The sequence below is a fragment of the Vibrio sp. DW001 genome, from assembly GCF_029016285.1.
Lineage (GTDB): Bacteria > Pseudomonadota > Gammaproteobacteria > Enterobacterales > Vibrionaceae > Vibrio.
In genome coordinates this window covers 126,686-143,077 of record NZ_CP091975.1, presented here as the reverse complement: position 1 = coordinate 143,077, position 16,392 = coordinate 126,686, and the positions used below count along the sequence as shown (strand labels likewise).

Annotated in this window: 17 protein-coding genes; 3 read left to right on the top strand and 14 right to left on the bottom strand. The window is 42.1% G+C overall.

The features are described from left to right. Nucleotides 1-74: 74 nt before the first annotated feature. From cysQ to gspC, 14 genes are all read right to left on the bottom strand, one after another. A complete protein-coding gene (gene cysQ / locus L3V77_RS00665) occupies nt 75-905 on the bottom strand; it encodes a 3'(2'),5'-bisphosphate nucleotidase CysQ (RefSeq protein WP_275135312.1) in 831 nt (276 codons plus the stop codon). Nucleotides 906-913: 8 nt separating this feature from the next. After that, nucleotides 914-1,486, bottom strand: a complete 573-nt coding sequence (gene nudE / locus L3V77_RS00660; protein ID WP_275135311.1) for an ADP compounds hydrolase NudE — start codon at nt 1,484-1,486, stop codon at nt 914-916. Between the two features lie 89 nt (nt 1,487-1,575). After that, nucleotides 1,576-2,337 carry a type II secretion system protein N gene (locus tag L3V77_RS00655; RefSeq protein ID WP_275135310.1) on the bottom strand — a complete coding sequence of 254 codons (762 nt, stop codon included), beginning with the start codon at nt 2,335-2,337 and terminating at the stop codon, nt 1,576-1,578. 1 nt (nt 2,338) lies between these two features. Continuing rightward, nucleotides 2,339-2,833, bottom strand: coding sequence for a type II secretion system protein M (locus L3V77_RS00650; protein WP_275135309.1), 495 nt, complete (start codon nt 2,831-2,833; stop codon nt 2,339-2,341). Next, nucleotides 2,833-4,044: a type II secretion system protein GspL gene (gspL, locus tag L3V77_RS00645; protein WP_275135308.1), complete on the bottom strand. Its 1,212-nt coding sequence runs from the start codon at nt 4,042-4,044 to the stop codon at nt 2,833-2,835. The genes L3V77_RS00650 and gspL overlap by 1 nt, the downstream gene beginning before the upstream one ends. Then, nucleotides 4,013-5,047: a type II secretion system minor pseudopilin GspK gene (gene gspK, locus L3V77_RS00640; protein WP_275135307.1), complete on the bottom strand. Its 1,035-nt coding sequence runs from the start codon at nt 5,045-5,047 to the stop codon at nt 4,013-4,015. The genes gspL and gspK overlap by 32 nt, the downstream gene beginning before the upstream one ends. Further along, complete coding sequence (gene gspJ / locus L3V77_RS00635; RefSeq protein WP_275135306.1) at nt 5,040-5,699, bottom strand: type II secretion system minor pseudopilin GspJ; 660 nt, start codon at nt 5,697-5,699, stop codon at nt 5,040-5,042. The genes gspK and gspJ overlap by 8 nt, the downstream gene beginning before the upstream one ends. Further along, nucleotides 5,686-6,045, bottom strand: a complete 360-nt coding sequence (gene gspI, locus L3V77_RS00630) for a type II secretion system minor pseudopilin GspI (RefSeq protein ID WP_275135305.1) — start codon at nt 6,043-6,045, stop codon at nt 5,686-5,688. The genes gspJ and gspI overlap by 14 nt, the downstream gene beginning before the upstream one ends. Further along, on the bottom strand, nt 6,042-6,629 hold the full coding sequence (gene gspH, locus L3V77_RS00625) for a type II secretion system minor pseudopilin GspH (RefSeq protein WP_275135304.1): 588 nt from the start codon (nt 6,627-6,629) through the stop codon (nt 6,042-6,044). The genes gspI and gspH overlap by 4 nt, the downstream gene beginning before the upstream one ends. A 64-nt stretch (nt 6,630-6,693) precedes the next feature. Beyond that, the gene (gene gspG / locus L3V77_RS00620) at nt 6,694-7,137 is read right to left on the bottom strand and encodes a type II secretion system major pseudopilin GspG (RefSeq protein ID WP_195704853.1); all 444 of its coding nucleotides are present in this window, start codon (nt 7,135-7,137) and stop codon (nt 6,694-6,696) included. 49 nt (nt 7,138-7,186) lie between these two features. After that, nucleotides 7,187-8,404: a type II secretion system inner membrane protein GspF gene (gspF, locus tag L3V77_RS00615; RefSeq protein ID WP_275135303.1), complete on the bottom strand. Its 1,218-nt coding sequence runs from the start codon at nt 8,402-8,404 to the stop codon at nt 7,187-7,189. Further along, nucleotides 8,404-9,906 (bottom strand): type II secretion system ATPase GspE, encoded by a 1,503-nt coding sequence (gspE, locus tag L3V77_RS00610; protein WP_275135302.1) that lies wholly within the window; start codon nt 9,904-9,906, stop codon nt 8,404-8,406. Before gspE ends, gspF begins: the two co-directional genes overlap by 1 nt. Beyond that, the gene (gspD, locus tag L3V77_RS00605) at nt 9,906-11,933 is read right to left on the bottom strand and encodes a type II secretion system secretin GspD (RefSeq protein WP_275135301.1); all 2,028 of its coding nucleotides are present in this window, start codon (nt 11,931-11,933) and stop codon (nt 9,906-9,908) included. Before gspD ends, gspE begins: the two co-directional genes overlap by 1 nt. Nucleotides 11,934-11,969: 36 nt before the next feature. Continuing rightward, entirely contained in the window at nt 11,970-12,902 is a 933-nt protein-coding gene (gene gspC, locus L3V77_RS00600; RefSeq protein WP_275135300.1) for a type II secretion system protein GspC, read from the bottom strand. A gap of 170 nt (nt 12,903-13,072) precedes the next feature. On the opposite strand from gspC, the gene hslR reads away from it, so the two are divergent. From hslR to pckA, 3 genes are all read left to right on the top strand, one after another. Beyond that, a complete protein-coding gene (gene hslR / locus L3V77_RS00595) occupies nt 13,073-13,462 on the top strand; it encodes a ribosome-associated heat shock protein Hsp15 (RefSeq protein WP_275135299.1) in 390 nt (129 codons plus the stop codon). 16 nt (nt 13,463-13,478) lie between these two features. Then, complete coding sequence (gene hslO, locus L3V77_RS00590; protein ID WP_275135298.1) at nt 13,479-14,354, top strand: Hsp33 family molecular chaperone HslO; 876 nt, start codon at nt 13,479-13,481, stop codon at nt 14,352-14,354. Nucleotides 14,355-14,687: 333 nt separating this feature from the next. Continuing rightward, entirely contained in the window at nt 14,688-16,316 is a 1,629-nt protein-coding gene (gene pckA / locus L3V77_RS00585) for a phosphoenolpyruvate carboxykinase (ATP) (RefSeq protein WP_275135297.1), read from the top strand. Nucleotides 16,317-16,392 lie beyond the last annotated feature (76 nt).

Genomic DNA, 16,392 nt, shown 5'->3' with positions numbered 1-16,392 from the left:
TTCGGTAAATTACGAAATCATCTCTATTCTAGAATGCAAAAAGGACAGCGATTCGCTGTCCTTTTTAATGTCTGTTAATCTTTCATTTGTAAGATTTCATCCCAAGGCAGATTCTCATCTCCTAACACGATAAAATTAGGGTTCTCAAAGGTTTCTCTTTCATTGTAAGAAAGAGGTTCCAGCTTAGTACTCAATATTCTGCCCCCTGCTTCCTGAACAATACACTGAGTCGCAGCGGTATCCCATTCTCCTGTTGGCCCAAGTCTTAGGTAACAATCAACTGCGCCTTCTGCAACCAAGCACGCTTTTAACGCCGCCGATCCAAGAGGAATGAGATCATAATTCCATGCTGGCGACATTTTGTTAGTGATTCTATTGATATCCTGACGGCGACTGATTGCAATTGCAATTGTTTGTTGTCCAACGTCGTGCGTAAGTGTTTTTATACGAACACTTTCATGCATATCCGGGATCTTCCAAGCACCCTTACCTTCGTAGGCATAATAAGTCACGCCAGAAACCGGTCCGTAAACCACCCCCATCACTGGTCTATTATTTTCTATCAATGCAATGACTGTCGCAAAGTCACCACTTCGAGCGATAAATTCTTGGGTTCCATCCAGTGGGTCCACAAGCCAATAGCGACTCCAGTGAGCACGTTGTTCTAGTGTTATATCTGCGGCTTCTTCGGATAATACTGGGATATCAGGTGTTAGCTCAGATAATTTCTCTTCAATAAATTTGTGCGCGGCTAAGTCGGCAGTGGTTACAGGCGTCGAGTCCGATTTGGTGAATTCTTCGTACTCTTTTTTCTCATAAATATCTAAAATGAGTTGTCCTGCTGCTCTAGCAACGTCAATGACCGACGGTAGTAGGTGAGATAGATCTTTGTTAAAGGTTGCCATGTCAGTTCCTAGTTCGTCTTATTCGGTGATGTTTCTTGCGCCAAGTAACGCTGAGCCAGCATGAGCGCTGCAATACTTCTGGCTTCACTAAAATCCAAATGGGATAGCAATTCATCTGCTTGATTCAAAGGCCAACGTACCAATTCTAAGGGTTCTGGCTCATCCCCTTCTAACATTTCAGGATATAAACCTTCGACTAGAAAAAGAGTCATTTCACTTGAAAAATAAGAAGGTGCTAAGACCACTTTTTTAAGTGGTGTAAAAACAGTGCCACCCAAACCTATTTCTTCTTTTAGTTCTCGATTCGCTGCCTCTTGCGGTGTTTCACCTAAATCAACAAGCCCTTTTGGAAAACCAAGTTCATATTCTTCGGTGCCTGCGGCATACTCTCTAACGAGCAATAGATCACCATTTTCCGTAATGGGTACCATCATGACCGCTTCACGACCACTGCGGCGCATTCGCTCATAGGTGCGCTTTACCCCATTAGAAAATTCAAGGTCAAGAGATTCAATAGTGAATAACTTCGATTTAGCGGCTGTCTCAACTGCTAATATTTTCGGCTTTTGAATTTTCGCCATCCCTTGCTCCTTGTCTGTTCGATAACTTAATTTTAACGGTAATATTCATTTTAGCAGTAACAATGAGCATCAAATATTTATTCTACAGGTTAGTTTAGTTTACCTGCATAAGTAAATGAGTATTCACCCTTGTTGTTAGGACTTCCAAGCCATTTAAGCTGAGATGTCATAGCCGTAGGAAATTCCGCATTAGGTTTGAACCGAGCCTCCACGTTATAACGTAGATTCGGTTGTAATTCGGCTTGCAGTGACCCCGCTAACTGATTGTTATTGTGCTCACCCGTTGCGCTTAGCTTACTTTCTTGGCACTGCAAATCTGTTATAACGCTACCTAAATCTAACCCACCTAATGGTGACCCAATTTTACTTCCAGCCCACACTAGTGTACCGGTTGCCGATTCGCACCATGGTTGTGCATATTGATAGTCATTGATGGATAACTCTAGGTTTCCTTTTACAGTAATCGGAACAGGTATAGATAGTCGCTGCAATACGTTTACAGCGGGCATGGAGATAATCACGTTATCCGCAAATAACCCTGATAAACCAACACCTACATTTCCTTTGCCCATTAGTTTTACATCGCTCCCTCGACCAAAACGCAGCGAGTAATTGGCTTTTCCTTGAAGCAGTTTTAGCGGTTTAAACTGCCAATTCACCTGACCAAGGTTATCATTTTGCCAACGAACATTTTGGGCTTCACCTGCCCAAATAGTGCCACTTGGCGACTCAATTTTTAAGTTCGGGAACTCTGGCATCGCTTTCAAAGCAAAGGAGATTGGCATGTGAACAAAGGCACTAATACACAGCACCGATATAAAACAAATGACGAGAAGAATGATACGTTTCAAATTATCCTCCTCGCTTTAACTGCAAGCGTTTCACTTCAATGATTCCTTTAGAGTCACTGCTCGAAATTTCCATAAATTCAACCTGAACCGCTTGTTTTTGTTGTAAATAAGCAAGCCAGTGTACAAATTGGTCAAAGGCAACGGGTTTAACCCAGACTTGTAGCATCTCATCGCGTGGCTGAATTCTAATTAATTCAATTTTGTAGCTTTTGGCTGATGTGGAAATGACCTGATTAAACGGCACATTCGAGACAGAAACCCTACCGTTCCCTCTAAGTTCGATGATTCGATCGGCACTATCAGATACCCATTGAAGTAACGCTTTCTCACTATTTATTCTTACTTTCGCCGTATTCGCTCTTTCGGATAGAGGTTGAATCAACCCCCAATAAAACCCACCTGCTATCATTAGTATTGAGCAGGCGATAACCATACGCTGCTCTCTTAAAGAAATACTTCTCCACCAAGAGAAAATGGACTCATTTAAAGTACTCATTACTTTCTCCTCAAAACGAAACTGCCTGACACTCGATTCTCTTTTCGATCAAGAGGTCCTTGAGTCACGCTAAACTTTTCAGCCAATTTAGTTCTTACCTCCTCAAAGGTTTGAAAGTCTTTCATTGAGGCATCAAGACGGACCTCACCTCGATTTGAGTCATACCGAATATTGCTTATTTCAACAGAAGTGTGCCCTTTTAGCGCTTCAGGTAGCAGAGCTAACCAACCCAATACGGAAGTCTCGTCATGACCACGTGAGAGTGCGCTCTCTTCGTCTGACATTTGGCGCTTTAAGTAGCTGACTGTAGGGATCTTGTTTTTATTTGGAAATATGGTGCGAAAAATTCGTTCACTTTCAGTACGATAAGCGAAAGATTGAGCCTCATATTGATTGACTTGAAGAACGCGCTGAGTGGACAATATTAATAGGAAAAGACACGCTGCGAATGCAACATTCTTCCAAATTTTCAGGTGCTTAAATATTGAAGACTGAGGTTTAAACATTCCTGTTAATAGATTGGTTGGTGAATGGATCGCGCCTTTAGTAAGGAGTACCATGACCAATTCAGGTTCCGCCTGCTTCCAATCTGTACTACTGGTTACAGAATCAGGTATCGTGCTATAACTTAATATTTTGTATTCTTCACTTTGACTAGCGCACCAATCAGATTCAATAAAGAGGGGTAACCACTGCTCATCTATTGATGTGGATTGATTTTGAGACTTTCTAAACAGCCATTGCGAATCCATTTGAACCGCTGACACTGTGTTATCCATTAATGGTAATGTCTGTGCGTCAGGTGCAATTTTGCTTATCGCGATCCCAACCGCCGTGAAAGCCTGAATCCACTCAAGTAAATACGCTTTATCAATGGCGGCAACGTCGACTTTGTTTGCGTTTTTTTTCAGAATCGTAAAATGCAACTCGTCAACATCCTGCGCAATATCATCTTCAAGCAAATATGGCAGCATCGTATCAACTTGCCGAGCTGCACCAGCCGGAATTTCTGCTTCCATTAGCAATATGTCACGGCTATCCAATAACAACAAAGTTGTACGTTGGTCCGCGTAAATAGAAAGTTCACTTAGCTGATCTTTGCTGCTAAGTTCTCCGCTCGCTATAATTTCATTCTGACTAGTAGACCAAACCAACCACCGTATAGGGGCCTGCTTGTCTCTACTTAGTCGAACTGTCAGAAACTCGCTCAATGACTCCTCCAAAACGCCGTCGTATAACTGAGACGTCCTTCTTGTCTTTGCTAAAGAGTAGGCTTCTTATCCTAACTCTTGATTCATTTACCATAACCTGAGCATCAAGCTCAAAGTAATGGCTATCTGTCGTTAAATAACCATTGGCTTTATCTTTTATCGTCGCATCTATTGTCGCGATCTGTCTTTCGGCTAAGAAGTCATCCACCGATGCCCAGCCATCATAAGGTCTGTTTTCTATCAATGAGGAAGCGTCACTTGCACTCAGTAGTGGTGAAAACATTGCCACCAACATAACCGAACCCGCCTCATTAATCGTATTCACATTTAAACGCCAATCGTCCCAAGGCAACGCACAAACTACCGGGCCAATCTTCTCCATCACTCCACTATCCATTTGATGAACCGCTCTTAGCTCCGTGTTATCAGAGATCATCCCGTTTGGGGTGATATAGGCGGGGTGCAGCGCTTCATAAAAGCTATCTTCGACGCCATAATTGGTCGATGATGTAGTGTTTGTATCCAAAAATTCCCATGTGGAATCGGCAATAACCTCAGCTTGATAATTTTCTATCTCAAGCTCTTCGAGCATACGCTGAAAAACCGCCACCAAATAGGGCTTTGATGTACTATTGGCCTGCTGCTTTTCTTTACCTAATACGTTGATATTAAAACAAGCTTGCTTGTCTATTATTTTACCAGAGGCCGTGCCGTAATCGAGCGGAAAAACTTGTTCTTTCAACGCCCAAGGTTGACTCGTGTTGATCGTATCACCATCTTCATAGCTCTGTTGAATACCATATTTGGCTAATGCTTCAATACCAATGCTATACCAATACGCCTGTTGGTGACTGATCCGGTTCTCGACGCGTGTATAGTTAACAAACAGCCTCTCAGTCATTGTGGCGGCAATTGAAACCATCACTGCAAGAATCAGTAATACAACAATTAAAGCCGCACCCGCATTCTTTTTAACGGATCTATTGGATGGCCTGTTAATCATTGCTGACACCTTCAGTGGCGACTTGCAAACGCTCTCCAGCCGTCAAATAAACTCGTTCTATATTGCCATAATCTTGTAGCGTAAATGTAATTGAAAGTGCCTCAGGTAAGGCTAATGCCTCATCCCAGCTTTCACTCCATTCACCCTCTTTATAAAATTGCATGTCAATCATATCAACATCGTTGAGAAGATTGGTGATCACGCCTTCCTGTCCCACCGGTGTGTCGGGGTATCGCCACCAAATTCGTTCAAGCCGATTTCCGACAATTCGATAACCAACCTTGGTAATCTCCCCACGAGGAAACACCTGCTGTGGGTTCTGCCATCCTAACCGAGTAAACAGCACGGCCTTGTTATCTGAGTCGAGTAACCCATCGCCCCAAAATAGAATATTTTCTGCCGCTTCTTCTCCATTGGTTCTAAATCTTCTTAATGCTATCTGTCTAAAATCATTGTCTATAATCACCATCGCTCGTTGAATCTCTTTCAACCTTTCTGTCTTTTCAAGCGATACTTGATTGCTTCGCTGTACCTGATTTAACACCATGTAAGCTGACACACTTAGAGACGCAAAAATAGCAATCGCAACAAGCACTTCTATTAAGGTAAAACCCCGTTGTATTTTGCGATAAGACGCCTTATTTCTCGGCATAACTTCTCACCGTCAATATCGGACTTTTAGCATTTTCATTCAATGACACGCTAACATCAAATGCAACAATAAAGCCAACGGCGGTTTCAACAGGCGTTACTTTCCAATACCACTGTTTACCCACCATTTCTGTTTTTCCCGATTTGGTACTTTTAGGTGCACCTGATAGCATCACCCGACTAATTTGATTATCTATAACAAATGATGCGAACGTTTTTTCTTCCAGATAAGACAGCGTATTTAGATGTTGAGTAACGGAGCGCATAACACTGATCGCAGCAGTAGCAAATATAGCTAGCGCAACCAATACTTCGAGCAATGTCATACCACGAGTGCGCTGATTCATCGAATACCCGTCTCATCTTGTGTGTCTTTCGCATGAATAAGGTCGATAGAACCGGATTCTTTTACATCGACAACCCAACCATTATATTTGTTTTCTGCTGAAAATATGGAGAGACGAAAAGGGGTCATCTCTCCACTGGACAACACAAACAACTGGGGCGGCTTGATTTTTTTTTCTTTATCAAACTCAACAAACATATCTTCATCAAATAAGCTTTCTTGCTTGAATAGGCTTTCGTTCTGTGACCATGCATCACTACCTAACTCCAATGAAAGTAATACACCATCTTGCAATTGTGTTTCGACGTACGTTTTATTTTCAAAAACTTGCCACCCATTACTCTCTAGCTGTAGGTAACTGTAGGTGCCTTTTTTCTCATCTACTCTTATACCCAAATCTTTACCATTTAAAATGGCATGTTCATTAAGAAGTTGTATTCGATAATAAAAACGCTGTGCCTGTTCTTTCGCAATGTCTTGCTTTGAATCAGGCAGATTAATGATCACGGCCACGGCACTAAGCGACATCAAGACTAACACCAGCATGATCTCAATTAAGGTAAAACCTGTATTTTTCTTATTCATTACTGCCACAAGTCGCGCCTACTTTATGGACATGACTAAGGTCTGTTAACCCTAGTATTGATGATTAGAAATCTTGAATATTCCAATTGCCAATATCCGCAGCACTGCCTTCACCACCCTCTTGCCCATCTGAGCCCAAGCTAAAGATATCGATCGTTCCTTTGTCACCAGGGCTTAGATATTGATAATCGTATCCCCAAGGGTCTTGTGGTAAGCGCCTTATATAACCACCGTCTCGGTAGTTTCTTGGCTCAGGGCTGCCACTTGGGTTTGTAACGAGTGCTTCTAAACCTTGATCTGTCGATGGGTATACACTGTTGTCTAGCTTATACATATCGAACGCTTGTTCTAATGCAGAGATGTCAGACACGGCTTTTTGTTGATCCGCTTTTTCTTTGTTTCCTAACAAATTAGGCACAACAACGCTGGCCAAAATACCTAAAATCACAACAACAACCATAATCTCAAGTAAGGTAAAACCATTTTGTTTTCTTTGTTTCATTTTCATCTCCTAACAAACTCAATCCTTCTGCTCAAGACGACGGAACGCCAAACCATTAAGCAGAAATCAAATTATTCATCTCTAAAATAGGCATCAACGTTGCCATTACAATAAACAAAACCACACCAGCCATCACAGCAACAAGTGCAGGTGTAAATAGCCCTAAGGCAATATTAACCGTGGATTCGAAATCCCTATCTTGATTATCTGCTGCTCTAGTAAGCATCTGCTCTAACTCACCACTTTGCTCACCACTCGCAATCATATGTAACATCATGGGCGGGAATAATTTGGTCTGTTCTAAAGCGCGCCTTAAACTGCCCCCTTCTCTTACTTTTTCGCAGGCATCCAAAACGTGTTGCTCCATATATCGATTGCTTATTACGTCTGTCGCAACTTTCATACCTTCCAATAATGGTATAGCACTCGAGGTACAGATAGATAACGTTCGAGCAAAGCGAGACGTGTTGATCCCTTTTGTTATTTTTCCTATCAAAGGAATACTCAGCAGCTTCTTATCCCAAGACATCCTTGTATTCGCATTCTTTAAAGCCATTTTTAAACCATAGTAAGAACAGATAATACCGACTAACAGATAGATTCCCCAGTTTTGTACAAAACCACTGGCATCCAAAAGAAATTGAGTTGACCCGGGTAGCTCCTGCCCCATTTGAACAAACTGATCAACAATTTTTGGTACAACACTGGCTAATAAAAAACTAACAACAGCAAATGCGAATACGGTTAACACCACAGGATAAATCATCGCCTGTTGTAGTTTAGAACGCATTAACTGGCGATTTTCAGCGTAATCAGCGAGTCGATTCAATACGCTATCCAGATGACCGGAACGTTCACCAGCGGCCACCATAGAGCGGAAAAGATCATCAAATACATTCGGGTAGTCGGCAAGGCTATCGGCAAGCGTATACCCTTCAACCACTCGAGAACGGACACCCATTAACATATTGGTGATACGTGGCTTTTCTGATTGTTCTGCAACCGCTCTTAAGCACTCCTCTAAAGGCATGCTTGCTTGAACTAATGTTGAAAGCTGACGCGTTAATAACGCGAGATCATTGGTGCTAATACTTCGATTAAATGACGTAGACGATTTTTCGGTACTGTTTTTTACTTTGGTTTCAATGACCTCAACAGGAATCAAGCCCTGTTCTTTCAATCGTTGTCGAACTTGGCGTGCATTATCTCCCTCAATGACACCTTTTTTCTGCCTACCTTTGTCATTCAGTGCTTTGTATTCAAATGCAGCCATTAGACTTCCTTGGTTACTCGCATAACTTCTTCAAGGGTAGTGATCCCTTGACGAACTTTTTTCAATCCATCCGCTCGGATACTTGGCGTATAAGCACGGACTTCTTTTTCTATGCTCATTTCTCCCGCCTCTGAATGAATGAGTTCTTGAACATTATCGTCAACAAGAAGTAGCTCATGTATTCCAGTTCGTCCTCTGTACCCCTTGAAATTACACGCCTCACATCCATTCGCACGATAAAGTGTTAAGGGCTCTTGCTCTGTTAACTTAAACACTTTCTTCTGTTCTCTGTCGGCTTCAAAGCTTTGCTTGCAATCAGAGCACAAGGTCCTTATCAGGCGCTGAGATAACACCCCTAACAAAGAAGATGAAATAAGGAAAGGTTCAATGCCCATATCTCTTAGTCGAGTAATTGCCCCTATCGCCGTATTGGTATGCAAGGTAGACATGACTAAGTGACCGGTTAACGAGGCTTGCACACCTATTTGTGCCGTTTCGAGATCACGTATTTCACCGACCATAACGACATCTGGGTCTTGGCGCAAAATGGCGCGTAAACCACGGGCGAAGGTCATATCAACTTTAGGGTTAACCTGTGTTTGGCCTATACCGTCAATATCAAATTCGATAGGATCTTCTACCGTTAAAATATTCCGTTCCGTACTATTCAGTTCTTGTAACGCGGCATATAAGGTTGTTGATTTACCTGAGCCTGTTGGTCCGGTAACCAAAATGATGCCATGCGGCCTAGCGATCAATTTTCTTATTACTTCGTGATTTTCTTCCGTCATCCCTAGGCTATGTAAATCAAGGCGGGTGGCGTTTTTATCCAGTAAACGCATTACAACGCGTTCACCATGCGAAGATGGCATTGTAGAGACACGGACATCAACCGCACGACCACCAATTCTCAATGAGATTCTTCCATCTTGAGGGACGCGTTTTTCAGCGATATCGAGTTTTGCCATAACCTTAACTCGTGAGACAAGAAGTGGTGCTAACTTGCGACTTGGTTCTAATACCTCACGTAATACACCATCAACACGGAATCGAATAGACAAACTCTGTTCAAAGGTTTCAATATGAATATCCGAAGCACCTTCTTTAATTGCTTCGCCTAGCATCGCATTGATTAACTTAATGATAGGGGCGTCATCTTCTGTCTCTAATAGATCTTCATTTTGAGGTAACTCTTCAGCCAATGAGAAAAAGTCGTCATTATCTGCACCAATATCTTCCATTAACTGCCGAGCTTCTGACGAATCTCGCTGATAGATCTCTGTCAGTTTCTTCTCAAAGCTATCCTTATCTGTCGAAACCAATGCAAACGGCACCTTAATGACTCGTTGTACTTCCGCTAAAATTGAGATTGCAATAGGTTCGACATAATACAACTGAGGCAGTTCTGTTTCTGTTCGTTGCGGACTATTTTCTAAAACCACATGGTGGCGCCTAGCAAAACCAAATGGTAGACGCCCAACAAAGCTGGCCAACTGTGTCATCAATCTAGCTCCAATTGGTCAATAAAGGCTTGTACTTCTGCCGGATAACGTGGCGAATCGCCTTTAAATTCTGCAAGGACCGGAATGAGGTCATCCGATAACAGTTTCAAACCTTCTTCCGCTTTAAATAACTGCTCTGCACGAATGTAGTTATATTTACGTTGGGTAATGCCATCTGCGGTCACACCATCACGAATAATGGTCGGCTTGATGAACACCATCAGGTTTTTCTTTTCAACAGAACTGCTTGTTGATTTAAAAAGATGACCAATTATTGGAATATCACCTAAAAATGGGACTTTAGATTCACTCTCCATGACGCGTTCATCGATTAATCCGCCTAGAACCAACATCTGACCATCTTGGATCATAACCTGAGTATTAAGTTGTCGTTTGGCAAAACGTACATCGACAGCGCCACTGGCGCCAAGTACATTTGAAACTTCCTGTTCTATCGTTAATTGAACAGAGTCACCTTCATTTATTTGAGGCACAACTTTAAGCTTAATCCCGACTTCTTTACGCTCTACGGTTTGAAATGGATTGCTGTTGTTTGCCCCTGCAGTGGAACCTGTTAACACTGGAACTTCTTCGCCAACGATAAAGGATGCTTCTCCGTTATCCATCACCGTAATACTAGGAGAAGAGAGAATATTAGAATTGGAATCGGTAGAGACCGCGCTGATAAGAGCGGTCCAGTCGCCCAGAACTAAACTCATTGCCGCTCCGTTCACTCCGCTTAACGCGGAAGCTAGTGAGGAATAGTCACCGGATTCAGTGGTGGTTTCATTTCTCAAGAAACTACCATCGTCATCATATACGGCGGTTGTGGTTGTAGTATCTTTTGCCTCTTCAAGGCCCACCATCACGCCACCAATTGATGCACCTGTATTGCCATATTGAATTACAGCTCCAGTATCCAAGTTACCCCATTGCACGCCCAAATTAATGCCATCACCTTCAGACATTTCAACAATAAGCGCCTCTATAAGAACCTGAGCACGGCGAATATCCAACTGAGCAATGACATCCATAAGGGCGTTCATAATATCTGGTGGAGCCGTCAAAACTAATGCATTGGTATCTTTATGAGCGGCAATCATCACCTGAGATTTACTTGCCGCGCCTTGAGCTTTAGATGAGCTCTGCTTCTCTGACTGAATATTTTCAGATACACCTTTTAAAACGTCAACAATATCTTCAGCTTGCGCATATTTCAGATAGACAACTTGATTGTTACCCCGACTCGCCATTTCAATATCGAGCTGTTTTATCAACTTACGAAGGCGCTTACGTACGGTTGGGTCACCGGAGATAAGAACGGAGTTAGTGCGGTCATCGGCCACAAGTTTAGGTTGTAAAAATGCTGGCGTATTTTTTGTGTCGGTCGTTTTATTTAGCGCATCAACTATTCGCACCATTTCTGAGGCAGACGCATTTTTAAGAACAACCACTTCTATTGATTTGTCCCCAGCCTGATCAACACGTTCAATAATTTCGGCAAGACGGTTAACAACGGCAGCACGACCTGTAATCAAGATGATATTGGCAGGGTCATAATGGACCACGTTACCCGCACCAGCGTTATCATTTAATTGACGCAATAATGGAGACAACTCTCGAACAGAAACATTTTTTACTGCGACGACACGAGTAACAACGGCATCACCTAATATTTTTTCATCAGCTCCGACAACAGGAATCGCGGATGTTTTCGCATCTTTAGCCTTTATAATTTTAAGAACACCACTCTCCATCTCGACAACGGCAAAACCATAGACTTCTAAAACATTAAGGAAAAATTGATAGTATTGTTTTTCATTTAATACGTCATAGCTCCGAACATCTATCTTCCCACGAACAGAAGGGTCGACAATGATGGTCTTTTCTAAATTTCGCCCAACAATATTAATGAACTCTTGAATATCCGTGCCTTTGAAACTCGCACTATATTCATCGGCAGAAACAGATAAGCACATTAGACTTCCTATCAGTAACATCGCACTTCTGCTTAACCAGTTCTTCACTAAAAAACCTCCAAATCACCGACACTTGAGCCAGTATTAAAATTCTAAATATATTTCATGTGCTTGACCGTCACGCTCTACGGTCAAGTTGAATTCTGTCATTTCCGACATCGACTGCCAAACTTTACCCATTGAAGCAGGATCCGTTAAGTCCTCACCATTCAAAGACGTGGCAATATCACCATTTTTAAGTCCTGCAGAATCAAATAGTGCACGCTGCTTACCAGGCCTGATTCGATAACCGACAAGCTTCCCGTCTTTCTTTACTTGAGATAAACGTATGTATTGGAGAATTTTTTGAGGATCAGCTAAAACCTCTGCTCGAATCGATTCAATCTCATTACCTAAGGGAGCAGGATTATTTCCAATTTCGCTAACCATTGCGTTACTCGTTTTTTTATTACTCACCGTCGGTAACACTTTTTTGTACTCAATTCCTTCAAGCATCAACGTTTCATCTCGACCCGCATTGTCAATAATAATGCGGTCAATAAAAACGTTCTTTAGTTTCGCTTGTGTCCCTTCAATTTTCTCACCAATGCCATACGTTTCTTGGGATCCATTGTTAGCGATAACAGCCAAGCTGCTTTCCGCAACAGAACTAGAGACAGCACCAACCAAAATTAAGTTCAAACGCGTTTTTGGTGCATCCTGTATTACAGGCGCTGACACGACCTTATCTACCTTCTCGTCGTGCCGACCAAATAGTGCAGCTTGTAGTAAACCAGATATAATAATCCCCTTCGACTCAGAAGAAGATCGAGTATTAACAGATTGAGCGGACCATTTAGATACCGTTGTCTGTTCATCTGACAAATACCACATAGTTTGACCCGCAATCCATGCTGATAAGCAGACCAACAATATAGTTAATAAAGTGCAGAGCTTAGATTGAGAAGCAGCAAATAAACGGAAAACCTTTTCCGTTAAGCCGGAAAACGGATGAGTTCGGCTCAAAACAGAAGACATTTACAACCTCTTTAGTGTCTATAATCACAGTAAACATTATGCAGAAGAATATCATACCCCTTTCAAGATTGAGGTAAGGGAATTCCTAATATTTACATTTACCACTTGAAAAGAGAGACATGTGTCACCATTTTTACAGAAAATAGTTTACAGCATGGAGTCGTATAAAAATGAGCACAAATACAGAGACAGTAAGGCTCGACAAATGGCTTTGGGCTGCTAGATTTTACAAAACTCGGTCGGTAGCTCGAAATATGATAGACGGAGGCAAAGTTCATTATAATGGACAGCGCTCAAAACCAAGTAAAATAATAGAACTTGGTGCAACAATAACACTAAGACAAAGACATGAAGAGAAGATCGTTGTCATAGATAAAATTTCAGAGCAAAGACGTGGAGCACCAGAAGCACAACTGCTCTATACGGAGACACCAGAAAGCATCTCAAAACGCGAAGAAAACGCACAAAAGCGTAAACTCAATACGTTATTCAGTCCTAGCCCCGAACGTAGGCCAGACAAGAAGCAACGTAGAGACATTATTAAATTTAAAAACCAGTAAGCCGGAGTGTTCTGACATGGCACAAGACGTTTTAAATCGTTATTTATTCGAGAATCTTTCTGTACGTGGGGAACTTGTACAGTTAGATAAGGCATATCAAGAGATCATATCTAGTAAAGAGTACCCAGCGCCGGTACAAAACTTATTAGGCGAACTATTAGTCGCCACCACCCTTTTAACTGCAACGCTAAAATTTGAGGGTTCTATCACACTTCAACTGCAAGGCGATGGTCCTGTCTCTTTAGCTGTCATCAATGGTGATCAAAACCAAAAAGTACGCGGCGTTGCACGATGGGAAGGCGACATTGCTTCTGATGCAACACTTCACCAACTGGTAGGAAAAGGGCATCTTGTGATTACCATTTCACCCGATAAAGGGGAACGTTATCAAGGCGTTGTAGGCCTTGAAGGGGACGATCTTTCGACGGTTTTAGAAAACTACTTCCTTCGCTCTGAACAGCTAAAAACACGCCTATGGATTCGTCTTGGTACTCAAGATGGAGCACCTCATGCTGCTGGTATGCTGCTTCAAGTTATGCCTGATGGAACCGGCACAGAAAACGATTTTGAACATTTAGAACAACTTACAAACACAGTTAAGAATGAAGAACTCTTTACTTTAGAGGCAAACGAACTGCTTTATCGATTGTACAATCAGGAGACGGTAAACCTTTTCGAGCCACAACCCGTTGTCTTTCATTGCGGCTGTTCTAGGGAAAAAAGTGGCTCTGCAATCCTAACGGTTGCCAAAGATGAAGTTTATGACATCTTAGCGACTGAAGGCTCAATTTCTTTACATTGTGATTACTGCGGCACGGATTATTCGTTCGACGAAAATCAAGTGGCAGACCTTTATTCTCAAGCAGATCAAGGCAACACTACCCTTCATTAACATGCATATATATGAGAATTCATTCAAATTATATATTAAGCCGGTGTAAACCGGCTTTTTTTTGGGTGATACTTATATAAATCACACAATTAAGCACTTTTCACTCCAACTCTCATTTCTGAAAACAAAGATAAAATTGATCTAGCGCAAGGCTAACAAATGGTGATAAAACAACCACTCGAAAATGTGACGGGTGATTTAAAACCCTGAATAAATCATCGGCAATTTATGACTTATCTCCCTGTTTTCTCGCTTTCACGTTGCTAGCATGGTGAACAGAATAAAAAACAAATTATATAAAATCCCTACAAAAATCTTAATTAAGGAGCACCTATGACCGTTATGGAACATACCAAGGCTGCAGAACTAGACCTAACTGAATACGGACTATCTGGCGTAAAAGAGATTCTTCGCAATCCAAGTTATGACATGTTGTTCGAGGAGGAAACTCGCACTGATTTAGAAGGCTATGAAAGAGGCGTTGTTACAGAGTTAGGAGCCGTTTCTGTTGACACTGGCATCTTCACTGGTCGTTCACCTAAAGATAAATTCATCGTTTTGGATGACACCACAAAAGAAAATATGTGGTGGACCTCAGAACAAGTCAAAAATGACAACAAAGCAATCTCCCAAGAAGTTTGGAACGAACTAAAAGTTCTGACAACGACTCAGCTTTCAGGCAAGCGCCTGTTTGTTCTAGATTGCTACTGTGGTGCTAACGAGGATACTCGTCTGTCCATTCGTTTCATTACTGAGGTGGCATGGCAATGTCACTTTGTTAAAAACATGTTCATCCGTCCAACAGAAGAAGAGTTGGCCACATTTGAACCAGACTTCGTTGTTATGAACGCGGCAAAAACAACCAACCAAGATTGGGAAAAACAAGGCCTTAATTCAGAAAACTACACTGTATTTAACCTAACAGAGAAAATGCAACTTATTGGCGGTACTTGGTACGGCGGTGAGATGAAGAAAGGTATGTTCGCAATGATGAACTACTTCCTACCGTTGAAAGGCGTTGCATCTATGCACTGCTCTGCAAACGTTGGTGAAGAAGGCGATACGGCTATCTTCTTCGGCTTGTCTGGTACTGGTAAAACAACGCTATCTACAGACCCTAAACGCGCATTGATTGGTGATGACGAACATGGCTGGGATGACGATGGTGTATTCAACTTCGAAGGAGGTTGCTATGCCAAAACTATCAAGCTTTCTAAAGAAGCTGAGCCTGATATCTATAACGCTATCCGTAAAGATGCGTTACTAGAGAATGTAACGGTTCGTAATGATGGCTCCATCGATTTTGATGATGGTTCTAAAACCGAGAATACTCGTGTTTCATACCCTATTTATCACATCGATAATATCGTTAAACCTGTCTCTAAAGCTGGCCATGCAAACAAAGTTATTTTCTTAACAGCAGATGCATTTGGTGTTCTTCCGCCTGTTGCCAAATTAACAGCAGAACAGACTAAATATCACTTCTTATCTGGTTTCACTGCGAAATTGGCTGGTACAGAACGTGGTATTACTGAACCAACACCAACCTTCTCTTCTTGTTTCGGTGCGGCATTCTTAACGCTACACCCAACTAAATACGCTGAAGTACTAGTGAAGCGTATGGAAGCAGCAGGGGCAGAAGCCTACCTAGTTAACACGGGTTGGAACGGTACCGGTAAACGTATCTCTATCCAAGATACTCGCGGTATTATCGATGCCATCTTAAATGGTTCGATTGAGCAAGCAGAAACTAAGCAAATCCCGGTGTTTAATCTAGAAGTCCCAACAGCACTTCCAGGTGTAGACCCTGCGATTTTAGATCCTCGCGATACTTATGTTGATCCACTTCAGTGGGAAAGCAAAGCGGAAGATCTGGCACAACGTTTTGTTAAGAACTTCTCCAAGTACACTGACAATGCTGAAGGTGCAGCACTAGTCGCCGCTGGTCCGCAACTAGACTAAGCCTTGTTAATCAGTAAATAGTGATTAAGCCCCTCATTTGAGGGGCTTTTTTGTTGAATCTCTTTCCTAATTAAGT